Below are 20,885 nucleotides of genomic sequence, written 5' to 3'. Positions count from 1 at the left end.
GTATGTTGAACGAGGTGGAGAAACATGGATCATAATCGTGAAGTCACTAATAGATTGCGACGTATTGAAGGACAAATTCGTGGCGTAATTAAAATGATGGAAGAAGAAAAGCATTGTAAGGAAGTTGTTACTCAATTATCAGCGATTCGTTCAGCGGTTGACCGCTCTATCGGATTAATCGTTGCTAAAAATCTTGAAAGCTGCATTCGTGAAGCAAATGAAAAAGGTCAAAATGCGGAAGAAGCGATTCAAGAAGCAGTGAATATGATTGTCAAAAGCAGATAAAAGCTGTCTAAAAATGAGTGCCAGACACCAATTTTCGGCGTCAGGCACTTATAGGACAGCTTTTTTTATGCTCTAGGAGGCGTTTCGTCAACTAAAATATGTGCCTCTTCGATATTAGACGTGATTTCGTCTTCTCTCATATGAACAGACCCTCCAGAAAGTCCTTCATTGATCATGCGATCGACGTCTAAAAAGGCTTTATGTTTTCCTTCAAACTGAGTATCTGGAAGAAAGGAAAATTCCACATCTTTTTTCTGCATTAAAAAAACCTCCTTTACCATTAATTTGTGCATAATGAAGGGTTTTATTCAGTCATCTTATAGTGAACAATATTTGCTAAAATTCGCTAAATAAATTTATAATGAAAGAGCCGATTGAAATCGGTGACGAACAGTTTGGCAGGTGAACAGGAAAATGAATTTCTTTTTGTTATTATTATTTATGATTGTCATTGGAGCGGTCATTGGAGCGGTCACGAACTCCATTGCGATTAGAATGCTGTTTCATCCTTATCGTCCGCTTTATATAGGGAAATGGCAACTGCCATTTACACCTGGATTAATTCCGAAAAGGCGAGGTGAGCTCGCAGAACAGCTTGGAAAGATGGTTGCTGAATATTTATTAACGCCGGAAAGTATTGAGCGCAAATTAAGCCACCCTGATTTTCAGAAAGACATCGTGTCCCTTTTGCAACAGGAGGCAAAACCGTTCCTTGCTTCCGATAAGACGCTTTCTGAAGTTTTGGAAAAAGTGAATGTTCACGGAGCGGAGCAAAAGGCAGAGCAATGGGTAGAACAATGGATTGACAAGAAATACCGTAGCATGAAAGACTTCTATATTGATCAAACGGTTGGAGAATCCCTTCCTGTTGAATGGATTGATAAAATTGAAGGGAAGATTCCTGAAGTATCGGATTATATTATTCATAAAGGAGTCGATTATTTCTCTAGCTTAGAAGGTCGACAACGAATCAAAAAAATGACGGACGATTTTTTATCGGAGTGGGGCAAGCTCGGGAGCATGCTACAAATGATCCTTGGCAACACGACGTTAGAAGATAAAATTCAGCCGGAAATTCTCAAATTTTTAAACAGTCCAGGTACGAAAGAATTAATGGATACATTGCTTAAAAATGAATGGGGAAAAATTCTCAATTGGAAATGGTCTTACGTCCTTACTCAATTTTCCGATGAGAAAGCGTTAGAGAAGGGAAAAGCTCTCGTTCTTCGTCAGCTCAATCTTCATGCTTTATTTGGACGATCTGTGTCGGATCTGATCCAGCCGTTTGAAGAGAGAATTATTGATGAAGTCATTCCAACACTCGTTCAAAAAGGTGGACACTTTGTTGCTACACGTATTCCGCTGATGATGGAAAAGCTTCATATTGCTGACATTGTGCGTGAACAAGTCGAAACATTTTCGCTTGAGCTACTAGAAGAAATGGTGCTAGAAATTTCGAGACGAGAATTGAAGATGATCACCTTCCTTGGTGGCTTACTAGGAGGAGTGATCGGATTACTTCAAGGAGTAATTGTTGGACTATTTACGTAAACATTCGCATAATCATGGTATAGTCTGTTAAAGTGAGTGTATAAGAGATAAAGGAGGAACAACAATGGCAATCAATTTACATGATTTAGCTTATGAGTTAGAGAAAGGTGTACGCCAAAGTGCGGAGTATACTCAATTAAAACAATTATATGCAGAAGTAAATAATGATCCAGAAGCGAACAAAGTATTTTCGGAGTTCCGAGACATTCAAATGAAACTACAAGAAAAGCAAATGACAGGACAAGACATTACAGAAGAAGAAGTGCAACAAGCGCAACAAACTGTTATGCTTGTTCAACAACACGAGAAGATTTCGAAATTAATGGAAGCAGAGCAACGCATGAGCATGGTCATTGCTGATTTAAATAAAATTATTTTAAAGCCGCTTGAGGAAATGTACGGTCCGGTTGTAGACTAATTAGAAAAGGGCACCCAATTTGGGTGTTCTTTTTTTATTTTGTTGTTCATATTTTTAACGTAAGACAACATGAAGGGGGAACGCAGATGGCGTATCGGTTATTAGCGCTGAATATAATGGGCGCTTTTTCTCAAAATAAAGGACGTGTGAGCAAAGCGACGAAAGAAGCGATTGAATATGCACATAAGAAAAAAGTACCTATCCTCTTGTTTTCCGAGCGAGAGTATGCATTTGTCAAACGAATAGCGAAAGCATTACATTCCGAAAGTCACCTTGTTGCCCATAATGGTGCATATGTCATTTCCAGTCAAAATAAGCCGATGTATATTCAAAGAATTTCTGAAGATGATACATTTGATTTAATCCAATTTCTAGAATCATTTGACTGTCAAATTACTGTAGAAAATGAAAATTTTTCAGTGAGTAATAAAGGGAAGCTACCAGCTACATTAGTGAAAAGAACGATTTGGCAACGAACTCAAAAGTTTCTTTATTCCCAATATTTTGTTGATTCTTTAGGTGAGCACTTATTAGAAGAGCGGATTTCGCCGCTATCGGTTCAAGCGACATTTCATAACTGCGAAGAAAGGGATGAAGCTTTACAAGCATTAGCTAATATGTTTGAACATATAAATTTTGTTAGTAGAGATCAAAATAAAATTGAAATGACAGCAACCGGTGTCTCTAAATGGAATAGTATTGTGTATGTAGCCGAGCAATTGGGGATTTCTAGGTCAGAAATTGCGGTAATTGGGATTAGTGAAGATGATGAAGAAGCTGTTCAGCAAGCGGGAATAGGCATTGCCATGGGAAATGCTGATCCGAAAGTGAAGGAAGCTGCTGATTGGGTCACTAGGACGAATAAAGAAGAAGGCATGGCTTATGTGGTGAAGGAGCTTTTGCGACATCAGCATAAAAATGCTGTAGAAGAAGTGAATAAAGTCGACTAAGCGGTGGGAAAAAGCCGCTTTTTTTTCGTGTTCATAAGTCAACATCGATTCACTATGTTCATCGTGTTTCCTTTATCTCGTGCGGAATGTTCCAGTTCATACGTCGCTGACCAGCGCTTTCCGCTTTTCTACTTGTCCAGCTCCGCCTCCTAGACACTCGAGTCAAATGCCAGCCTGACTGCATGGCTGAAGAACGCCATTCCGTCATTCTGTCATTTGCTTGTCGTGTCTGGGCAGGCGGCTACGCTTTTCTACTTGTCCATCTCCGCCTCCTAGACACTCGAGTCAAATGCCAGCCTGACTGCATGGCTGAAGAACGCCATTCCGTCATTCTGTCATTTGCTTGTCGTGTCTGGGCAGTCGACTCCGCTATTCTACTTGTCCAGCTCCTCCTCCTAGACACTAGAGTCAAATGCCAGCCTGACTGCATGGCTGAAGAACGCCATTCCGTCATTCTGTCATTTGCTTGTCGTGTCTGGGCAGTCGGCTCCGCTTTTCTATTTGTCCAGCTCCAGGCGCTAGCGACTAGTGAACTTCCACATTCCTCCTTGCGATAAGTCAACATCGATTCACTATGTTCATCGTGTTTCCTTTATCTCGTGCGGAATGTTCCAGTTCATACGTCGCTGACCAGCGCCTTCCGCTTTTCTATTTGTCCAGCTCCAGGCGCTAGCGACTAGTGAACTTCCACATTCCTCCTTGCGATAAGTCAACATCGATTCACTATGTTCATCGTGTTTCCTTTATCTCGTGCGGAATGTTCCAGTTCATACGTCGCTGACCAGCGCCTTCCGCTTTTCTATTTGTCCAGCTCCAGGCGCTAGCGACTAGTGAACTTCCACATTCCTCCTTGCGATAAGTCAACATCGATTCACTATGTTCATCGTGTTTCCTTTATCTCGTGCGGAATGTTCCAGTTCATACGTCGCTGACCAGCGCCTTCCGCTTTTCTATTTGTCCAGCTCCAGGCGCTAGCGACTAGTGAACTTCCACATTCCTCCTTGCGATAAGTCAACATCGATTCACTATGTTCATCGTGTTTCCTTTATCTCGTGCGGAATGTTCCAGTTCATACGTCGCTGACCAGCGCCTTCCGCTTTTCTATTTTTCCCGCTCCAGGCTCTAGCTCCTAGTGAACTTCCACATTCCTCCTTGCGATAAGTCAACATCGATTCACTATGTTCATCGTGTTTCCTTTATCTCGTGCGGAATGTTCCAGTTCATACGTCGCTGACCAGCGCTTTCCGCTTTTCTATACTTGACCATATTGTTTAGTTTTCAGTATGCTAGATGGAGCAAATTGTGTAGAAGGGTGATTGGGTGTGTTAATTAGTGTTAAAGGTTTAGAGGATGAGCGGTATGAACGGCCTTTGAGGTTGATTGCTAATTTGTTTTTTGAGGAAACAAAGATTGATATGACAGGGGATGACGGTTCCCTGGAAGTGTCTTTTACGTTAACAGGAGAAACCGATGTGACAGCGGAGGCTGTTTTGACGATTAAGGAGAGCGGAGAGCAATTTGTCGCTCGCTATGAGAAACGAATTATGGCCGATAAAGAAAAAGAATATTTCAAGAGCTTGAAAAATATCGTGTCGCATGTGTATTTACATGTACTTCAAGAATACACGGGAGTTGTGCAAAAATGGGGTATCTTAACAGGTATTCGTCCCACTAAATTGTTGCATCGTCAAAATCAAGCAGGTGTTCCGACAGAAGTTGCTCATCGTAAATTGCAAGAAGAGTATTTAATGATAGAAGAGAAAACAGATTTAATGCAACGGATTTTAGAACGTCAGCTAGCGATTGTGCCAGATTTATATGATTTGAAAAAAGAAGTCAGTATTTATATTGGGATTCCTTTTTGCCCCACAAAGTGCGCGTATTGCACGTTTCCAGCCTTTGCGATTCAAGGAAAGCAAGGGCGTGTATCCTCCTTTTTAAGCGGGCTGCATTTTGAAATGGAAGCAATTGGCCGCTGGTTAAAAGAAAAAGGTGTACGTATCACGACCGTTTATTACGGAGGAGGGACACCGACGGCGATTACCGCAGAGGAAATGGACGAGCTGTATGAGCTGATGTATCAAGTGTTTCCTGACGTAGAGAACATTCGTGAAATCACAGTTGAAGCTGGACGACCTGATACGATTACGCAAGCGAAGCTAGATGTATTAAAAAAATGGAACATTGATCGGATTAGTATTAATCCGCAATCATATACGCAGGAAACGCTGAAAGCTATCGGTCGACATCATACAGTCGAGGAAACGATTGATAAATATCAGTTAGCTAGAGAAAATGGTATGAATAACATTAATATGGACTTAATTATCGGTTTGCCGGGTGAAGGATGCGAGGAGTTTAAACATTCCCTGGATGAAACGGAGAAATTAATGCCGGAGTCCTTAACGGTTCATACGCTGTCGTTTAAAAGAGCTTCCGAAATGACACAAAATAAAGACAAGTATAAAGTGGCGGACCGCTCCGAAGTGGAACAGATGATGGGCATGGCTGAACAGTGGACGAAGGATCATGGGTATGTGCCTTACTATTTATATCGTCAAAAAAATATTCTTGGCAATTTAGAAAATGTCGGCTATTGTATGCCGGGACAAGAGAGCATTTACAATATTGTTATTATGGAAGAAGTACAGACGATTATCGGTATCGGCTGTGGAGCGGCGAGTAAATTTATCGATCCGAATACCGGAAAAATTGAGCACTTTGCTAATCCGAAAGATCCGAAAACCTATAACGAACGATTTGAAGAATATACGAATAAAAAGATTGCGATTTTAAATGAAATATTTAAATAAAACAGGATTTCACCTTGCTCTTTTACAGGGGCAAGGTTTTTTGTGATAAAAATTCTAAATATTTAAAAAATAACTATGAATGATGCTTCATTTTTTGTATCCTTAATAATAGGGAGGGATAACATGAGTAAATTTGAAACGGTGAAATGCGATATCAATGGGGGAGTGGCAAGGATTATTTTGAACCGTCCACAGTCAATGAATGCATTAAATGTGCAACTGATGGAGGAACTACTCGCTTGTTTACAACAAGTAAGTAGCGACGATCATGTTAAGGTTGTCGTGTTATCTGGCGAAGGGCATGCGTTTTCTTCAGGGGGAGATATTAAACAAATGCTTATGGGATTAGATAACGAACAGCTTTTTGTAGTTATGGATGTCATTTCGGATTTGGTCACAACGTTATACAAAATGCCAAAAGTGACGATTGCAGCGATTCATGGGGCTGCAGCAGGATTAGGATTGAGTTTAGCGCTGGCCGCTGATTATGTCATTTGTGGTAATCAAGCAAAGGTTGCAATGAATTTCATCGGAATTGGATTGATTCCTGATGGAGCCGGTCACTTTATGATGGAAAGACGAGTAGGAGAAGTGAAGGCTAAGCAGCTTATTTGGGAAGGGAAAGTGATGAGTGGATTAGAAGCGGAAGCAATTGGACTGGTCGATCAAACGGCGGAAGAAAGTCAGTTGGTCGAAAAAGTGGAGCAGCTAATACACTATATTAAGCAAAAGCCGCTCAAAGCGATGATTGCGACAAAGACCATATATGTAGAACTGCAAGAAGCTAAACTTATCCAATCATTACAATTAGAAAAGCAAGCTCAGCTTAATATGAGACAAACGGAAGACCATCAAGAAGGCATTCAAGCGTTTATAGAAAAGCGTAAGCCTATGTTTACAGGGCGTTAATGTAGAATAAAAAGCATCCATTTTGATGGTTGATCAAAATGGATGCTTTTATTTGGATTAAAAGAGCACTCCCGATTAATCTAGCTGTTTCACAAATAATACTCTGTCTTGGTTTAGTCCATCGTAGTCAGTATTGACTGAAACACCATCTACTTTTTTGTCGCCTTCTTCTTCAGCGATGAAACTTGTATTTGTAAAATGGTTAAAGAAGAGTTTAGGTAGCATATCAGACATGTTTCTGCCACCCCACCATTCGTTGATTAGTGGGGCAAGGGCTTTATAATCTTTTTCTTTTACTGAACGAATTTTCATGAAAGTCTCCTTAAAAATTTGTTGCTGACCAGCGCTTTCCGCTTTAGTTATCATCCAGCTCCAAGCGCTAGCGACTAGTGTACTTCCACGTTCCTCCTTGCGATAAGTCAACATCGATTCACTAACGTTCATCGTGTTTCCTTTATCTCGATCGGCTCGTTCCAGTCCATACGTCGCTGACCAGCACTTTCCGCTTTAGCTACCATCCAGCTCCAAGCGCTAGCGACTAGTGTACTTCCACGTTCCGCCTTGCGATAAGTCAACATCGATTCACTAACGTTCATCGTGTTTCCTTTATCTCGATCGGCTCGTTCCAGTCCATACGTCGCTGACCAGCACTTTCCGCTTTAGCTATCATCTAGCTCCGCCTCCTAGACACTCGAGTCAAATAACCTGCCACTTACAAGGCTCATCGCCTTTTCAGCGTCAGAACATTTGCTTGTCGTGTCTGAACAGTCGGCTCCGCTTTAGTCCTCATCCAGCTCCAAGCGCTAGCGACTAGTGAACTTCCACGCTCCTCCTTGCGATAAGTCAACATCGATTCACTGACGTTCATCGTGTTTCCTTTATCTCGTGCGGCTCGTTCCAGTCCATACGTCGCTAAACAGCGCTTTCCGCTTTAGTTATCATCCAGCTCCAAGCGCTAGCGACTAGTGAACTTCCACGCTCCTCCTTGCGATAAGTCAACATCGATTCACTGACGTTCATCGTGTTTCCTTTATCTCGTGCGGCTCGTTCCAGTCCATACGTCGCTAAACAGCGCTTTCCGCTTTAGTTATCACACATGGAATAGTACTAGTTTTCCTAGTGGTGAGGTGCAGCGGTGGGTGTGTTCTTCGTAGGCGTGGCGATGAAGGATTTCTTGTCCTAGTGTTTTTGCTTCTTCGTCGTTTCTAGCTTCAAAGGCTTCGTCTAATAATTTTTCTCCGTTTTTTTCAAAGACTGTTAGTTTGTAAGTTTGCATGCTTTTTCCCCCTTATCGTTATATATGTTTATTTTACATGAATTTAGAAAATTTTAAAAATAATCTTTACGGAACTTTTTGGCATTTAATTCGTAGAACATAAGGAGGTGATTAATAGATGCTAGTGTTAGAGAAAGTAACAAAGAAATTTGGAGATTTCACAGCGGTAAATCAACTATCGTTAAACATTCCAGAGAAAGATATTTTTGGCTTTTTAGGAGCAAATGGGGCAGGGAAGACGACGACATTTCGCATGATTTTAGGGTTGATGCAACAAACGGAAGGTCTTATTACTTGGAAGAACCAATCGATCAATTACGATACGAGTGCTTATATTGGTTATTTGCCTGAGGAAAGAGGACTATATCCGAAAATGAAGGTGAAGGAACAAATTGTCTATTTAGCAAGGTTGCGTGGGATGGATAAGAAAAAAGCGGCGAGCGAAACGGATCGTTGGCTAGAAAGGTTCAATGTACCCGATTATGCGAATAAAAAAGTAGAAGAGCTCTCGAAAGGGAACCAGCAAAAAATACAGTTTATTGCGTCTGTTGTTCATCAACCGCAGCTGCTCATTCTTGATGAACCGTTCAGTGGATTAGACCCGATCAACGTAGAATTACTGAAACAAGCCGTGGTTGAGTTAAAAGAAAATGGGACGACGATTGTTTTCTCTAGTCACCGGATGGAGCATGTAGAGGAGCTATGTGAGCATTTATGTATTATGCATCACGGTCGTCCAGTGGTACATGGGAACTTGAGTGAAATTAAACGTTCATTTGGCAAGAAGAACGTGAAAGTGCATGCGGATTTTGATGTGAGCTTTTTAGCGAATGCTCCAGGTGTGTTGAAATCAACGAAGACGGCTGAAGGAATTGTTTTGCAAATTGCCGAGGAAGAGATCTCACAGCGAATTTTTTCAGAGTTACAAGGAAAAGGCTTCGTGCAGAGATTTGAATTAGAAGAGCCTTCTTTGAATGATATCTTTATTGAAAAGGTAGGTGCTTCGTATGAATAGTTTTTGGTTAATGCTATCTCAATCGTACATAAATAAATTTAAGACGAAAGCTTTTCTGTTGACGACGATTATCGTGGCCATTGTTATTATGGCTGGTGCAAACTTTGAAAAAATTGTTGGTGTATTTGATGAAGAAGATGAGAAGACAAAGCTAGCGGCAGTTGATGAAAGTGGGACACTTTTGCAGCCACTAAAGCAACAATTGTCCGCACAAAATAGTGATATTCAGTTAATTGAAGCGACGAAGCAAACGGAAGCCCAATTAACAAAATCTGTCGAAAACGAAAAATATGAAGGGTATATCTTGTTAAAAAGAAATGAACAAGGCCTACCTACAGCTACATATAAAGCATTAAGCGTCGCCAATAGCACATTAGTGAATGAGATCAGTCAAGCTTTACAAATGATTAAAGGGCAAGAAATGGCGAGTCAATTAAAGTTATCGCCAGAAGAAATGGCCCTTTGGAACGCACCTGTTGATGTCGAAAAAGTGGCGCTAGCGAAAGAAGCGAAATCAGAGGAAGAGATGATGCAAGCTCAGGCGCTTGTGTATATTTTATTGTTCTTTATTTATTTGTCGGTCATTATTTATGCGAATATGATTGCTTCTGAAGTAGCGATTGAAAAGTCTTCAAGGGTGATGGAAATTTTGATTTCAAGCGTATCACCGGTGAAGCAAATGTTTGCCAAAATCATTGGCATTGGCTTGCTTGGGATAACGCAAATGGCCGTTTGGTTCGGAGTGGCTTATTATGCGTTCTCTAGTCAATCAGACGATTCAGTCGTCAGTCTATTAGGACTAACAACGGTTTCCGCTCCGTTACTCATCTATGCGATCGTCTTTTTCATTCTTGGCTACTTTTTATATGCGACGATTGCCGCTTTATTAGGCTCGCTCGTCAGCCGGCTAGAGGATGTTCAACAAATGATGATGCCATTAACATTTTCGGTGATGATTGGTTTCTTTCTATCGATGTATGGCCTTGGAAATCCAGAATCTTCGTTCATTACCATTACTTCGTATATTCCTTTCTTTACACCGATGATTATGTTTGTTCGTGTAGGTATGTTAAATATCCCAATGTGGGAGGTCGCAACCGGGATTGGCATTTTACTCGTCTCCATTATTCTATTAGCTGTAATTGGCGCAAGAATTTATCGCGGCGGCGTGTTAATATACGGAAAATCTAGCTCGTTGAAAGATATTAAAAAAGCGATTCAATTATCGAAACATCAATAATGAGAGAGAGGCCTATGATATAAAAGGGCCTCTTTTCTGTTTTTTCTATAATAACTACTCGCACCTGAAGTAATAATTGGTTAAAATAACAATACTGCTACAAGTGAGAGAGGAATGTATTATGAAAAAAAACAAAGGCCCATTATTATTGCTCAGCTTTAATTTATTTATCATTATGGTAGGAATCGGTCTTGTCATTCCTATTTTGCCATTTTATGTGGAAGAGTTTGGAGCGGGAGCAAGGACACTAGGAGCTTTAATTGCGGTGTATTCTTTTATGCAGTTTCTTTTCGCACCGGTATGGGGAAAGCTATCTGACAAAATTGGACGGAAGCCGTTAATCACAGCTGGTTTGCTTGGCTTTGCGGCGGCTGAGTTCATGTTTGCCTTCGCGACTAATATAGGGATGTTATTTATTGCCCGAATATTAGCAGGAGTGTTTGGCTCTGCCTTAATGCCAACAGCAATGGCTTATGTATCTGACGTCACAACGGCTGAAGATCGTGGAAAAGGGATGGGGATTTTAGGAGCGTCAATGGGACTTGGGATTGTCATTGGTCCTGGTATTGGCGGGTGGCTCGCTGAATATGATTTATCATATCCGTTTATTTTTGCTGGAATCGCAGCCGTTATCGCGGCGACTGTGTCCGTGTTGATTTTACCGGAATCATATTCTAAAGAACAGCGGGAGCAGGATGCGCAGAAAAAAGCAAATGAACCGGCAGTCAATCAATGGGAACAATTTAAACAGACGATGTTGAGTCCCGCTGGATTTTTGTTATTTCTTGTGTTCTTATTAAGCTTCGGTCTTGCCAACTTCCAATCGATATTTAGTTATTATTCATGGGAGCGTTACAACTATGGACCGAAAGATGTTGGTCTAATTATGCTCATTATCGGCTTGATCGGTACAGTCGTTCAAGGATACGGTGTCGGGAAAGTAACAAAGAGGTTCGGGGACCGTAACACTGTGCTCGGTTCGTTAATGCTGAGTGCTATTGGCTTTGGGATTATGACACTCGCGACTAATTTTGTTGGTGTGTTAGTAACGACGGGTTTATTTTTCATTGGTAACTCGTTACTTCGACCATCGGTTAACTCTTTACTTTCCAAATATGCGGGTTCACAACAAGGATATATTATGGGGCTGAATAATTCGTTTATGAGCCTTGGAAACGTCGCTGGTCCGCTCGTTGCGGGTATGCTATTTGAATGGAATATTCATTCCCCCTATTTATTTGGAGGAGCTGTGATGTTAGTTGGCTTTCTATTTACTTATCGCTTTGCTATGAAGCACAAAGTACAAGAAGCAAAATAGCCTTTTATGTTATCATTTAATTATCGAGTTGAAGGAGGGAGAAGTAGGGATGTCTCAAGGTATTACACATTATGAAGCAGGACAAAGTGTCGAGTGCTATTTGTTAATTAAGTCTGCGACAAGAAGCATTGCAGTCAACGGCAATCCTTATTTAACGCTGATTTTACAAGATAAAAGCGGAGAAATTGAAGCGAAACTATGGGATGCAAAAGAGGAGACGGAAAAGTTATATCAGCCTCAGACGATTGTGAAAGTAACAGGGGAAATTCAAAATTATCGTGGGCGAATGCAATTAAAAATTCGCCAAATTCGCCCAGCAAATCCACAGGATGGCGTGCAGGTAAGTGAATTTATTGAAACGGCTCCGATGACGCAAACGGAGATGACGGATATTATCACTCAGTTTATCTTTGAAATGAAAAATCCACATATTCAGCGAATTACCCGTTTCTTATTGAAAAAACATCATGAGGAATTTCTCGAATATCCGGCGGCAACGAAGAATCACCATGAATTTGTTTCAGGGCTTGCTTTTCATGTCGTTTCGATGTTAAAGCTAGCGAAGTCAATTGCGGATCTGTATCCATCACTTGATCGGGATTTATTATATGCAGGTGTGATTTTGCACGACTTAGGGAAAGTGATGGAGCTTTCCGGTCCGGTCTCTACGACGTATACAGTCGAAGGGAATTTACTCGGGCATATTACGATCATGGTCAATGAAATTGGCAAGGCAGCAGACGAGCTTGGCATTGATGGGGAAGAGGCGATGATTTTAAAGCATATTGTCCTTTCTCACCATGGGAAAGCAGAATGGGGAAGTCCGAAGCCACCAATGGTGAAGGAAGCGGAAATTCTTCATTATATTGATAATTTAGATGCGAAAATGAATATGTTAGATCGTGTGCTAGAGCGTACGAAGCCAGGAGAGTTTTCTGAAAGGGTATTTGCCTTAGATAATCGTTCTTTCTATAAACCGAATTTTTCTTCTTAGCATGTCCTTAACGGGACATGTTTTTTTTATTCTAGAATATATATAGTAACGAATGCGAGTCCAAGAAAGGGGAGAAGGTCATGACATTTCCAATATGGATGTATGTCGTAGTAGCAGGAATTTTTTTTAGCGCATTTATGACAGTGAAAACATCAAAGGCTGAAAGAAAAGCTGAGATGGATTATATTGAACAGGAAGGGCAAGTGTATATTCAAAGGATGGAAAAAGAGAGAGATTTGAAAGTGAAAAATTAACGATAAAAGAGATGGTCCCACTAGTGGAGGGAACCATCTCTTTTTTAGATTATTTTTCTTCTTTGTTCTCTTCTTTCGGTCCGCCTTCAGCAGGAGCTGATTCGCTTTCGAAAGCACCTTTTAAGTCAGCATCTTCTACTTTAACGTCTGCTGCTTTTATTTCTTTATCTAATTTCTCTTGTAACTTAGCAGGGTCTACTTTAGAAGCTTTCAGTTCATCTGTTAATTCTGCTTTCATATCTTCAAACGATTTTTTCTCTTTTTTGTCAGTAATTTTGATGATATGGTAGCCAAACTCAGATTTCACTGGTTCACTAATTTGATCGACTTTTAATTTAGATAGAGCTTCAACAAACTCAGGAACGAATTGCTGGCGACCTTGGTTGTCGACCCAGCCTAGACTTCCACCATTTGCAGCAGAGCCAGGGTCCATCGAGTGTTCTTCAGCTAATTTATCGAACTTTTCTCCTTTATCAAGCTGTGCCTTAATTTCTTTCGCTTTCTTTTCATCTTCTACTAAAATATGGCTAACTTCGACTGGAGCTTCCCACTTGTCGTAGTATTCTTTTAGTTCTTTGTCAGACACTTTAATATCTGCCGTTGCGGCTTTCTTACGTAATAGTTCTGATTTGATCAGCTCTTTAAAGCCTTTTTCATCTATACCATATTGAGTTAGGAACATCTCATATTGATCTCCTAATTGTTCTTTCGCTTTCTTTAATTCTTCATCTAATTCTTTATCGGATACAGAATACTTTTCAGAAAGGACTTTTTCGTACACAAGACTTTGAAGAGTTTGTTCCATTTGCTGTTTGTTGTTTTGTTTCATTGCATTGTAAAGTTCGTCTTTCGTCACATCTCCAGCTTTTGTTGTAGCAACAACGTCATCACTTGCGCCACACCCAGCAAGGCCGACTGCGCCTGCTGCTAAAGAAATAGATAGTAGCCATTTTTTCATTCTCATTAACAACTCCCTGATAAATTAGCCAGCTTTTTGGTAAGCCGCCGCTTCTGCAATTTCATTCTAGCACATACTATAACATATTTTCATGAAGTAGCCAAAAATTTGAACGAGCAAATAAAACGAGCCGAAGTTAAACATACGGCTCGTTTTATGTATAAAGTATTTCTACATAGGATGAAATCAATAAAATCGTAATATAAATATTTATTGTACGGAAGATCTTCGGGTGTTTCTCTTCCGGAATCTCCTTTTGAGTACAAAGAATGCTCGTTAATCGGTTGATGTTAAACAAGATGAGTGCAGAAAATATCACGAATACAACGATAATAGTGATCAAATGGTTTCCCTCCTCGTTTGATTATATGTAAATAACATACCAAAAAGCGCTCCAAAAAGATAGAAAAACAGTTAGGAAGAGGAGGAAGTAACCTTTTTCGCTAAACTGTTTGTTTGATCTCTTGAGGAATTAAAATTTCATACCCGCGGTCATGCTCTTCGATGACAGATGACTTCGGCGAGGTCACTAACGCTTTTAAATAAATAAAATCCATCACACAAATTCCTGTATGAAAAGCAGAAAGCATCGTAAAATAATGCAAATAATGCGGGAAGAGAACACCACTTAAAAGCAGCACTGGGTTTATTATGAAAAAAGGCAACACTAAACTAAGCATAAACCTGTTCTTTGGCACAGGCTTCTTAATCGTGATGAAAATAACGGGAAGACAGCCTAATTTCAAACTATATTTAAACGTCATATGCGGCAAATAACGCAGAATGGGTAGCATATGCACAAGTTTATGGAGTGGGTAAATTGCTAGCAATAGGATCAAAAATAACTCAAAATACGAAGAGTATAACGTTTCAGCATACAACGATTGCATGAACGCAAAGCTAAAACTAAAAAACATCATCATTAGGATGAACGAAAAAATGATGATTTTATTGAAACCGTACCTTCTTTCAAAATCAAACGTACGCCAACACTTCATAACAATCGTCCCTCCAATTGACGAAAAGATGATATGATTATTCCACTAATTTACGATGATTGAAGGGAAAAAGCAATATTTATTTTCATAAAAATAGGGTGAGAATATGTGAAGGAATGAACAAAAGCGGGCAGAATGAAGCACGGAAGGTCTTTCTTCCGTACTATAGATCTGTTGGAGTGATTACCTTGGCTGAATTGTGGCTTTGACGAGCTTCCCATCTTCTTCTAAAAAATCCTTGTCGATATTATGGATTGATTTCTCAAAAATATCCATAAAGTCTTCGCCATAAATATTTTTGACGATCGTCATAAGTTCCACTAAATCAGGAAATTGGCCAAAAAGCTCTCGTAGTGGCGAGGTTCCTGCGAACACAGAGTTTTGATGAGGGTCATAGCTCTCCATCAGATCTAGCAAGACGTGTTCACCGCTTGCTGTAATTTCTATATACGTATTACGTTTATCATTTTCCTTCTTAGAAAACTTCAAATAACCTCTCTCTTCTAATTTTTTTGAAAAATTAAAAGCGGTTGAGACGTGCATCACACCAAACTTGGCTACATCTGAAATCGAGGCTCCTTTTAAATGATAAGCAATCCATAAAATATGATGCTCGTTAATATTTAAATCGTACGGTTTAATCCATTGCTGCCAATCCTTTTCGACAGCCTTCCATAATGCCTTGCTTAATTGTGCCATCCGCTGGCTGAATATAAGCGCTTCTTTCATAGAATATTGATGATTGGACATATCTGCACCTTCTTTTTCTAAATTATTCACTCCCAATAGACAAAAAATATGAATATAGTTAATATTATTATGCCAATAAAATAAAAAATAATAAAGATATAAATTTACTAAATTTTCGAAAAAAACAAGGAATCTTATTTAGATTCCTTGTTTTTAGGTAGTTGATTTTGTAATTCAGTTAATTCTTCCACTGTTGATTGGATCTCTCCTAGTTCTTGTTGAAGCTTTTGAATCGTAGGTTGCGTACTTTCCTGCCATAAAGATACACTCGTTTTTAAGCCGCTTGTTACTTCAGTAAATGTCTCCTTGCTAATTTCCGTGAGGGCCTTCACTGAAGATTTGACTTCGTGTAAATCATTGCTGATGTTATTGATCGAGCATTTTGCACTATGTAGTGAAGTTTTTATTTTTTCTTGTGCTTCTTTACCTGATAACGGTGTGTTCCATAAAGTAGCCGCAACCCCAGCTGCTGCGCCGGTGAGCACTCCGAGTAATAATGCTTTTTTATCCATATGTCTTCACCTCATTTCTTTCAATTCTCGATAAATGATCAAATTCCTTCATTTCCTCTCGTAAACAGGTTCATTGTCGCTCTTTGTATGCATAGTATGTAAGAAACGTCATCCTTTATTGTAATTGTTACCATCAGGGGAAAGCAACGATTAAGGAAAGAAGTAGAGGAGTGACATCGATGGAAGGCGTCATTTTTGCATGCTATGCGATTAGTTTTATTCTGTTGATGAGCATGGTCAACTACATTCGTGAAATTTGCAAGCCAGGAATATGTATGTCTAAGCACGTAGCGAAACAAAGAATCAAAATCTTTGGAATAGCAGGAGGCGTTTTTTTAGTATTAGCTGTTTTACTTACCTATATGTGGAATGGGTAAGCAAGGCAGATGAATGAAGGGTCAGCTCTTTAGGAGCCTGACCCTTCCCTAGAAAGTCCGCTAGTTTTAGATATGCTGAGCAATACTTTGAGCGATTTGTTGGAATTCTTCTTTCGAATATTCGCCGCTATGGTCTTGAAAGATCGGATGAAACCCATCCTCTTTGCCGTAACGTGGAAGCAAATGAATATGGGAGTGGAACACGGTTTGGCCGGCTACTGCACCGTTATTGTTTAAAATATTTAACCCTTCGACTTGAAATTCTTTCTTGATCGCCTGGGCAATTTTCGGTACCACTGCAAAGAAACGAGCTGCTTGATCAGACGTCAATTCAAAGACATTTTCCTTATGCTCTTTCGGAATAATAAGAGTGTGTCCTTTCGTGACTTGACTAATGTCTAAAAACGCATACACATGCTCATCTTCATATACTTTGGCAGAAGGGATTTCTCCGTCAATAATTTTACAAAAAATGCAGTCGCTCATTTTTTTCATCCTTTCTAATCATGTAATTGTCAAAATTTTAACACACAACCAAGATTTAATAAATAGACAAGCTATGAGACAATCGATGAGTTTTATGAAAGAATTTGCTAAAATAGGAGTAATCAAATGATGAGAAGGGACGTTTTCTATGTCTTTATTAAAAGTTGAGGATCTGGTCGGTGGATATACACGTAAGCCAGTGTTGAAAAATATTTCTTTTTCGATTGAAAAAGAAAGTATTGTAGGATTAATCGGTTTGAATGGAGCGGGTAAAAGTACGACCATTAAACATATCATCGGGTTGATGGAACCGAAAGAAGGAAGCGTATTGATTAATGGTCATACGTTGAAAGATGGACCAGAAAAGTACCGCCAACAGTTTTCTTACATTCCGGAAACACCTATTTTATATGAAGAGTTAACGTTAGAAGAACATATGAAGCTAACAGCGATGGCTTATGGGTTGAGCGAAGCGGAGTATGAACAGCGAATCGGTCCTTTGTTAAAGGAATTTCGTTTGCAACAGAAAATGAATTGGTTTCCGGCTCATTTTTCTAAAGGGATGAAGCAAAAAGTGATGATTATGAGCGCGTTTTTAACGGAGCCTTCTCTTTATATTATTGATGAACCCTTTGTTGGACTAGACCCACTTGGCATTCAATCGTTGCTTGAGTGGATGAATAAAATGCGTGATAACGGAGCGGGCATTTTAATGTCTACGCATATTTTGGCAACGGCCGAAAAATATTGTGACTCGTTCATTATTTTGCATAATGGCGAAATTCGTGCGCAAGGAACGATCGCGGAGCTTCGAGAACAATTCCATTTGCCGGATGCTTCTTTAGATGATATTTATATTCAACTGACAAAGGAAGAAGAATGATGAAAAACATTGAGCAATTATGGAAAAGTAGGCTCGATTCTTATTCTGGTGAGCTGCGCAAATATTTGCGTTATATGCTAAATGACCACCTTTTGTTTGTGCTCGTATTTGGGCTTGGTGCGCTGCTTTATTACTATAGCGGCTGGGTGAAAACACTTGATAACAACTTTCCAGCACCGCTCGTTATGGCTGTGATACTTGGTGCACTATTAGCTTGGAGCCCGGTCTACACCTTTTTAATGCGAGCAGATACCGTCTTTTTATTACCGCTTGAAGAAAAGATGAACAGTTATTTTCAGAAAGCAATTCGGACAAGCTTTTTTTCACAAATTTATTTATTGATTGCAGGGATGGCTTTCTTGATGCCAATGTATACTCAAGTAAAGGGAGAGTCTGCTCAATCATTTTTTCTTTGTTTGCTCGTTTTATTAGGCTTGAAAATATGGAATTTACATATTCGTTGGTATGTGCTCAAACAGCAGGAGCGAGAAAGCCATCGAGTCGATTTAGTGATTCGTTTGCTCTTAAATGGTGCCTTACTTTATTTCTTATTTTCTAACTCAAATCTCCTTTTTGTTGCGGCGACAGCTGTCATTATGATCGGATATTTCCTATATTTTAAAAAAGCGGCCGAGCGACTGACATTAAAGTGGGAGACGCTTGTGGATTTAGAAGAGAAAAGAATGGCTGCCTTTTATCGCTTCGCCAATTTATTTACCGATGTTCCTCATTTAAAAGGAACAGTTAAACGACGTCAATGGCTTGATCCGCTGTTAGGGAAATTGCCGTTTAATCAAACATCGACATATGCCTTTTTATTTCGCCGTACGTTCGTCCGAATGAGCGAATATTTTGGGCTATATGTCCGTTTGACAATGATTGCCGCACTGGTGATCGGCTTTAGTGATCAAGTGATATTGCAACTGATCATTGCTTTGTTATTCATTTATTTAACAGGTTTTCAACTGTTGCCGATGATTCGGCGTCATGAAATGAAAATATGGGTCTCTCTTTATCCAGTTCCAACATCTGAGAAAAGAAAGGCGTTGTTGCAGCTTTTAGGTGGCTTACTCATGAAGCAGGCCATTATTTTTGGAGGGGTAACGGTGATTAGTCAAACACTTACTCAAGGAGGTCTTGTTTTAATAGCGGGTCTACTTTTTGCAGTGGTTTTTACAAAACTGTATGCTCCATCTCGCTTGAAGAAGATGGAAGAACTATAAAAATGGCGGCACCACTGACGGTGTCGCCATTTTCCTTTATTGTTACTGTTATTGTTGATCTTCTTTCGGAACGCTGTAGGTGGTGACGTATGATGGGTTAGCGAAGACTTTCGGTTGCTTATCGACTCCGTCTGCCGATCCACGTTTTTCATGGGCTTTATTATAAGCTTGTGAGTTTTGCCATCCTTGAAACGATTGCTGATCTTTCCATTGGGTCATAATAATATACGTATTCGAGTTCATGGGACGAAGTACACGAATCGCAATAAACCCTGGCACTTCTTCAATGAGACGAGCTCGATTTTTAAAGCGATATTCAAAAATAGGACGACCTTCATCTGTTACTGGAATATTGTTGAAGACGACATAACCGTGATCCGCTAATTCACCTGATGCATCAATAGCTTCATACTTACGGGGTGATTGAAAAATCGTTTTTTCTTCTGTTTCATGCAAAAGTGTAGCTCCCTCTGCATTCTCCATCACAATCATCTTTTCATCAGCATGCTTGTCTTTCAGTTTCTTTAAAAACTCAAATGTTCCAGATGTAATATATACATTCATTTTCGTCACCTCAACTGATATAGTAGTTACTCTACTATATCACTTTACATTTGAAATTTTCCATGTATTCGCTTTTCGAGCTGTCTAGCTCCGCCTCCTAGACACTCGAGTCAAATGCCAGCCTGACTGCATGGCTGAAGAACGCCATTCCGTCATCCTGTGAGCTGCGTGTAGTGTCTGAACAGACGTCTCCGCTGTTCGGTGTTGTCCAGCTCCCGGCGCTAGCGACTAGTGAACTTCCACGATCCTCGTAGCGATAAGTCAACATCGATTCACTAGCGTTCCTCGCGGTGACTGTGTCTCGGGCGGGTCGTTCCAGTTCATACGTCGCTGCGCACCACCTTCCGCTTTTCGTGCTGTCTAGCTCCGCCTCCTAGACCCTCGAGTCCAATGCCAGCCTGACTGCATGGCTGAAGAACGCCATTCCGTCATCCTGTGAGCTGCGTGTAGTGTCTGAACAGACGTCTCCGCTGTTCGGTGTTGTCCAGCTCCCGGCGCTAGCGACTAGTGAACTTCCACGATCCTCGTAGCGATAAGTCAACATCGATTCACTAGCGTTCCTCGCGGTGACTGTGTCTCGGGCGGGTCGTTCCAGTTCATACGTCGCTGCGCACCACCTTCCGCTTTTCGTGCTGTCTAGCTCCGCCTCCTAGACCCTCGAGTCCAATGCCAGCCTGACTGCATGGCTGAGGTACGCCATTCCGTCATTCTGTCATTTGCTTGTCGTGTCTGAACAGTCGGCTCCGCTTTTCGGTGTTGTCCAGCTCCCGGCGCTAGCGACTAGTGAACTTCCACGATCCTCCTTGCGATAAGTCAACATCGATTCACTAGCGTTCATCGTGTTTCCTTTATCTCGTGCGGGTCGTTCCAGTTCATACGTCGCTGAGCAGCACCTTCCGCTTTTCGTGTTGTCTAGCTCCGCCTCCTAGACACTCGAGTCAAATGCCAGCCTGACTGCATGGCTGAAGTACGCCATTTCGTCATTCTGTCATTTGCTTGTCGTGTCTGAACAGTCGGCTCCGCTTTTCGTTGTCTTTGGCGAATTTATGACATTTGTGCGGTCTTGCTATACTTTTATTCGTAAAACATCTATAGTGTAAATCGTACAAAA

28 protein-coding genes are annotated in these 20,885 nt (G+C 40.5%); 15 read left to right on the top strand and 13 right to left on the bottom strand.

The annotated features are described in order from the left end of the window. Window positions 1-24: 24 nt before the first annotated feature. On the top strand, window positions 25-285 hold the full coding sequence (locus tag CEF22_RS14150; RefSeq protein ID WP_095479911.1) for a metal-sensitive transcriptional regulator: 261 nt from the start codon (window positions 25-27) through the stop codon (window positions 283-285). 65 nt (window positions 286-350) lie between these two features. On the opposite strand, the gene CEF22_RS14145 is transcribed toward CEF22_RS14150, so the two are convergent. Then, on the bottom strand, window positions 351-545 hold the full coding sequence (locus CEF22_RS14145; protein WP_095479910.1) for a hypothetical protein: 195 nt from the start codon (window positions 543-545) through the stop codon (window positions 351-353). Window positions 546-699: 154 nt separating this feature from the next. Between CEF22_RS14145 and CEF22_RS14140 the strand changes: the two genes are divergently transcribed. From CEF22_RS14140 to CEF22_RS14120, 6 genes are all read left to right on the top strand, one after another. Next, the gene (locus CEF22_RS14140; RefSeq protein ID WP_232726130.1) at window positions 700-1,836 is read left to right on the top strand and encodes a DUF445 domain-containing protein; all 1,137 of its coding nucleotides are present in this window, start codon (window positions 700-702) and stop codon (window positions 1,834-1,836) included. A 64-nt stretch (window positions 1,837-1,900) separates the two neighbouring features. Then, window positions 1,901-2,254 (top strand): YlbF/YmcA family competence regulator, encoded by a 354-nt coding sequence (locus CEF22_RS14135; RefSeq protein WP_095479909.1) that lies wholly within the window; start codon window positions 1,901-1,903, stop codon window positions 2,252-2,254. A gap of 86 nt (window positions 2,255-2,340) precedes the next feature. Beyond that, the gene (locus CEF22_RS14130) at window positions 2,341-3,204 is read left to right on the top strand and encodes an HAD hydrolase family protein (RefSeq protein ID WP_100403371.1); all 864 of its coding nucleotides are present in this window, start codon (window positions 2,341-2,343) and stop codon (window positions 3,202-3,204) included. A gap of 182 nt (window positions 3,205-3,386) precedes the next feature. Further along, window positions 3,387-3,761 (top strand): hypothetical protein, encoded by a 375-nt coding sequence (locus tag CEF22_RS18580; protein ID WP_157843244.1) that lies wholly within the window; start codon window positions 3,387-3,389, stop codon window positions 3,759-3,761. Between the two features lie 765 nt (window positions 3,762-4,526). Then, the gene (locus CEF22_RS14125) at window positions 4,527-6,017 is read left to right on the top strand and encodes a coproporphyrinogen III oxidase (RefSeq protein ID WP_100404027.1); all 1,491 of its coding nucleotides are present in this window, start codon (window positions 4,527-4,529) and stop codon (window positions 6,015-6,017) included. Window positions 6,018-6,140: 123 nt separating this feature from the next. After that, complete coding sequence (locus CEF22_RS14120; protein WP_100403370.1) at window positions 6,141-6,926, top strand: enoyl-CoA hydratase; 786 nt, start codon at window positions 6,141-6,143, stop codon at window positions 6,924-6,926. 75 nt (window positions 6,927-7,001) lie between these two features. On the opposite strand, the gene CEF22_RS14115 is transcribed toward CEF22_RS14120, so the two are convergent. From CEF22_RS14115 to CEF22_RS14110, 4 genes are all read right to left on the bottom strand, one after another. Beyond that, window positions 7,002-7,238 carry a hypothetical protein gene (locus CEF22_RS14115; protein WP_100404026.1) on the bottom strand — a complete coding sequence of 79 codons (237 nt, stop codon included), beginning with the start codon at window positions 7,236-7,238 and terminating at the stop codon, window positions 7,002-7,004. 128 nt (window positions 7,239-7,366) lie between these two features. Continuing rightward, a complete protein-coding gene (locus CEF22_RS18575; RefSeq protein ID WP_157843243.1) occupies window positions 7,367-7,522 on the bottom strand; it encodes a hypothetical protein in 156 nt (51 codons plus the stop codon). 125 nt (window positions 7,523-7,647) lie between these two features. Then, complete coding sequence (locus tag CEF22_RS18570; protein WP_157843242.1) at window positions 7,648-7,794, bottom strand: hypothetical protein; 147 nt, start codon at window positions 7,792-7,794, stop codon at window positions 7,648-7,650. Between the two features lie 222 nt (window positions 7,795-8,016). Next, a complete protein-coding gene (locus tag CEF22_RS14110; RefSeq protein ID WP_095479900.1) occupies window positions 8,017-8,202 on the bottom strand; it encodes a YhzD family protein in 186 nt (61 codons plus the stop codon). A 118-nt stretch (window positions 8,203-8,320) separates the two neighbouring features. Between CEF22_RS14110 and CEF22_RS14105 the strand changes: the two genes are divergently transcribed. From CEF22_RS14105 to CEF22_RS14085, 5 genes are all read left to right on the top strand, one after another. Further along, on the top strand, window positions 8,321-9,217 hold the full coding sequence (locus CEF22_RS14105) for an ABC transporter ATP-binding protein (RefSeq protein ID WP_100403369.1): 897 nt from the start codon (window positions 8,321-8,323) through the stop codon (window positions 9,215-9,217). Continuing rightward, window positions 9,210-10,457, top strand: a complete 1,248-nt coding sequence (locus CEF22_RS14100) for an ABC transporter permease (RefSeq protein WP_100403368.1) — start codon at window positions 9,210-9,212, stop codon at window positions 10,455-10,457. Before CEF22_RS14105 ends, CEF22_RS14100 begins: the two co-directional genes overlap by 8 nt. A gap of 121 nt (window positions 10,458-10,578) precedes the next feature. Continuing rightward, window positions 10,579-11,775 (top strand): MFS transporter, encoded by a 1,197-nt coding sequence (locus tag CEF22_RS14095; RefSeq protein ID WP_100403367.1) that lies wholly within the window; start codon window positions 10,579-10,581, stop codon window positions 11,773-11,775. 49 nt (window positions 11,776-11,824) lie between these two features. Beyond that, on the top strand, window positions 11,825-12,769 hold the full coding sequence (gene yhaM, locus CEF22_RS14090; protein WP_100403366.1) for a 3'-5' exoribonuclease YhaM: 945 nt from the start codon (window positions 11,825-11,827) through the stop codon (window positions 12,767-12,769). Between the two features lie 80 nt (window positions 12,770-12,849). Further along, window positions 12,850-13,023, top strand: a complete 174-nt coding sequence (locus CEF22_RS14085) for a sporulation YhaL family protein (RefSeq protein WP_100403365.1) — start codon at window positions 12,850-12,852, stop codon at window positions 13,021-13,023. Between the two features lie 49 nt (window positions 13,024-13,072). Here CEF22_RS14085 and CEF22_RS14080 read toward each other — a convergent pair whose 3' ends face one another. The 5 genes from CEF22_RS14080 to CEF22_RS14060 all read right to left on the bottom strand — a co-directional run bounded on the left by CEF22_RS14080 (window position 13,073) and on the right by CEF22_RS14060 (window position 16,241). Then, the gene (locus CEF22_RS14080; protein ID WP_100404025.1) at window positions 13,073-13,981 is read right to left on the bottom strand and encodes a peptidylprolyl isomerase; all 909 of its coding nucleotides are present in this window, start codon (window positions 13,979-13,981) and stop codon (window positions 13,073-13,075) included. Between the two features lie 154 nt (window positions 13,982-14,135). Further along, on the bottom strand, window positions 14,136-14,315 hold the full coding sequence (locus CEF22_RS14075) for a hypothetical protein (RefSeq protein WP_094836735.1): 180 nt from the start codon (window positions 14,313-14,315) through the stop codon (window positions 14,136-14,138). 109 nt (window positions 14,316-14,424) lie between these two features. Then, the gene (locus CEF22_RS14070) at window positions 14,425-14,979 is read right to left on the bottom strand and encodes a DUF3267 domain-containing protein (protein ID WP_100403364.1); all 555 of its coding nucleotides are present in this window, start codon (window positions 14,977-14,979) and stop codon (window positions 14,425-14,427) included. Window positions 14,980-15,162: 183 nt separating this feature from the next. Next, window positions 15,163-15,729 carry an HTH-type transcriptional regulator Hpr gene (locus tag CEF22_RS14065; protein ID WP_095479893.1) on the bottom strand — a complete coding sequence of 189 codons (567 nt, stop codon included), beginning with the start codon at window positions 15,727-15,729 and terminating at the stop codon, window positions 15,163-15,165. Window positions 15,730-15,863: 134 nt separating this feature from the next. Then, the gene (locus tag CEF22_RS14060; RefSeq protein WP_100403363.1) at window positions 15,864-16,241 is read right to left on the bottom strand and encodes a YtxH domain-containing protein; all 378 of its coding nucleotides are present in this window, start codon (window positions 16,239-16,241) and stop codon (window positions 15,864-15,866) included. 179 nt (window positions 16,242-16,420) lie between these two features. On the opposite strand from CEF22_RS14060, the gene CEF22_RS14055 reads away from it, so the two are divergent. Then, the gene (locus CEF22_RS14055; protein ID WP_100403362.1) at window positions 16,421-16,618 is read left to right on the top strand and encodes a hypothetical protein; all 198 of its coding nucleotides are present in this window, start codon (window positions 16,421-16,423) and stop codon (window positions 16,616-16,618) included. 66 nt (window positions 16,619-16,684) lie between these two features. On the opposite strand, the gene CEF22_RS14050 is transcribed toward CEF22_RS14055, so the two are convergent. Continuing rightward, window positions 16,685-17,104 (bottom strand): HIT family protein, encoded by a 420-nt coding sequence (locus CEF22_RS14050; protein WP_100403361.1) that lies wholly within the window; start codon window positions 17,102-17,104, stop codon window positions 16,685-16,687. Window positions 17,105-17,252: 148 nt separating this feature from the next. On the opposite strand from CEF22_RS14050, the gene CEF22_RS14045 reads away from it, so the two are divergent. Beyond that, window positions 17,253-17,987, top strand: coding sequence for an ABC transporter ATP-binding protein (locus CEF22_RS14045; protein WP_100403360.1), 735 nt, complete (start codon window positions 17,253-17,255; stop codon window positions 17,985-17,987). Then, entirely contained in the window at window positions 17,984-19,210 is a 1,227-nt protein-coding gene (locus CEF22_RS14040; protein WP_232726129.1) for an ABC transporter permease, read from the top strand. Before CEF22_RS14045 ends, CEF22_RS14040 begins: the two co-directional genes overlap by 4 nt. A 48-nt stretch (window positions 19,211-19,258) precedes the next feature. Here CEF22_RS14040 and CEF22_RS14035 read toward each other — a convergent pair whose 3' ends face one another. Together CEF22_RS14035 and CEF22_RS18950 are read right to left on the bottom strand one after the other, a co-directional pair. Then, window positions 19,259-19,774 (bottom strand): antibiotic biosynthesis monooxygenase family protein, encoded by a 516-nt coding sequence (locus CEF22_RS14035; protein ID WP_100403358.1) that lies wholly within the window; start codon window positions 19,772-19,774, stop codon window positions 19,259-19,261. A gap of 712 nt (window positions 19,775-20,486) precedes the next feature. Beyond that, complete coding sequence (locus CEF22_RS18950; protein ID WP_269799386.1) at window positions 20,487-20,612, bottom strand: hypothetical protein; 126 nt, start codon at window positions 20,610-20,612, stop codon at window positions 20,487-20,489. Window positions 20,613-20,885 lie beyond the last annotated feature (273 nt).

The organism is Bacillus sp. FJAT-42315 (assembly GCF_002797375.1).
Taxonomy (GTDB): domain Bacteria; phylum Bacillota; class Bacilli; order Bacillales; family Domibacillaceae; genus Bacillus_CE.
Note: the sequence above shows the minus strand (reverse complement) of the source record. Positions and strands in the feature narration are given on the sequence as shown.

Excerpts from the sequence above, each read along its gene's own strand:
- CEF22_RS14150 (WP_095479911.1), top strand. The coding sequence starts at position 25 with ATGGATCATAATCGTGAAGTCACTAATAGATTGCGACGTATTGAAGGA.
- CEF22_RS14145 (WP_095479910.1), bottom strand. The coding sequence starts at position 545 with ATGCAGAAAAAAGATGTGGAATTTTCCTTTCTTCCAGATACTCAGTTT.
- CEF22_RS14140 (WP_232726130.1), top strand. The coding sequence starts at position 700 with ATGAATTTCTTTTTGTTATTATTATTTATGATTGTCATTGGAGCGGTC.
- CEF22_RS14135 (WP_095479909.1), top strand. The coding sequence starts at position 1,901 with ATGGCAATCAATTTACATGATTTAGCTTATGAGTTAGAGAAAGGTGTA.
- CEF22_RS14130 (WP_100403371.1), top strand. The coding sequence starts at position 2,341 with ATGGCGTATCGGTTATTAGCGCTGAATATAATGGGCGCTTTTTCTCAA.
- CEF22_RS18580 (WP_157843244.1), top strand. The coding sequence starts at position 3,387 with ATGGCTGAAGAACGCCATTCCGTCATTCTGTCATTTGCTTGTCGTGTC.
- CEF22_RS14120 (WP_100403370.1), top strand. The coding sequence starts at position 6,141 with ATGAGTAAATTTGAAACGGTGAAATGCGATATCAATGGGGGAGTGGCA.
- CEF22_RS14115 (WP_100404026.1), bottom strand. The coding sequence starts at position 7,238 with ATGAAAATTCGTTCAGTAAAAGAAAAAGATTATAAAGCCCTTGCCCCA.
- CEF22_RS18575 (WP_157843243.1), bottom strand. The coding sequence starts at position 7,522 with ATGAACGTTAGTGAATCGATGTTGACTTATCGCAAGGCGGAACGTGGA.
- CEF22_RS18570 (WP_157843242.1), bottom strand. The coding sequence starts at position 7,794 with ATGAACGTCAGTGAATCGATGTTGACTTATCGCAAGGAGGAGCGTGGA.
- CEF22_RS14110 (WP_095479900.1), bottom strand. The coding sequence starts at position 8,202 with ATGCAAACTTACAAACTAACAGTCTTTGAAAAAAACGGAGAAAAATTA.
- CEF22_RS14105 (WP_100403369.1), top strand. The coding sequence starts at position 8,321 with ATGCTAGTGTTAGAGAAAGTAACAAAGAAATTTGGAGATTTCACAGCG.
- CEF22_RS14100 (WP_100403368.1), top strand. The coding sequence starts at position 9,210 with ATGAATAGTTTTTGGTTAATGCTATCTCAATCGTACATAAATAAATTT.
- CEF22_RS14095 (WP_100403367.1), top strand. The coding sequence starts at position 10,579 with ATGAAAAAAAACAAAGGCCCATTATTATTGCTCAGCTTTAATTTATTT.
- yhaM (WP_100403366.1), top strand. The coding sequence starts at position 11,825 with ATGTCTCAAGGTATTACACATTATGAAGCAGGACAAAGTGTCGAGTGC.
- CEF22_RS14085 (WP_100403365.1), top strand. The coding sequence starts at position 12,850 with ATGACATTTCCAATATGGATGTATGTCGTAGTAGCAGGAATTTTTTTT.
- CEF22_RS14080 (WP_100404025.1), bottom strand. The coding sequence starts at position 13,981 with ATGAAAAAATGGCTACTATCTATTTCTTTAGCAGCAGGCGCAGTCGGC.
- CEF22_RS14070 (WP_100403364.1), bottom strand. The coding sequence starts at position 14,979 with ATGAAGTGTTGGCGTACGTTTGATTTTGAAAGAAGGTACGGTTTCAAT.
- CEF22_RS14065 (WP_095479893.1), bottom strand. The coding sequence starts at position 15,729 with ATGTCCAATCATCAATATTCTATGAAAGAAGCGCTTATATTCAGCCAG.
- CEF22_RS14060 (WP_100403363.1), bottom strand. The coding sequence starts at position 16,241 with ATGGATAAAAAAGCATTATTACTCGGAGTGCTCACCGGCGCAGCAGCT.
- CEF22_RS14055 (WP_100403362.1), top strand. The coding sequence starts at position 16,421 with ATGGAAGGCGTCATTTTTGCATGCTATGCGATTAGTTTTATTCTGTTG.
- CEF22_RS14050 (WP_100403361.1), bottom strand. The coding sequence starts at position 17,104 with ATGAGCGACTGCATTTTTTGTAAAATTATTGACGGAGAAATCCCTTCT.
- CEF22_RS14045 (WP_100403360.1), top strand. The coding sequence starts at position 17,253 with ATGTCTTTATTAAAAGTTGAGGATCTGGTCGGTGGATATACACGTAAG.
- CEF22_RS14040 (WP_232726129.1), top strand. The coding sequence starts at position 17,984 with ATGATGAAAAACATTGAGCAATTATGGAAAAGTAGGCTCGATTCTTAT.
- CEF22_RS14035 (WP_100403358.1), bottom strand. The coding sequence starts at position 19,774 with ATGAATGTATATATTACATCTGGAACATTTGAGTTTTTAAAGAAACTG.
- CEF22_RS18950 (WP_269799386.1), bottom strand. The coding sequence starts at position 20,612 with ATGAACGCTAGTGAATCGATGTTGACTTATCGCAAGGAGGATCGTGGA.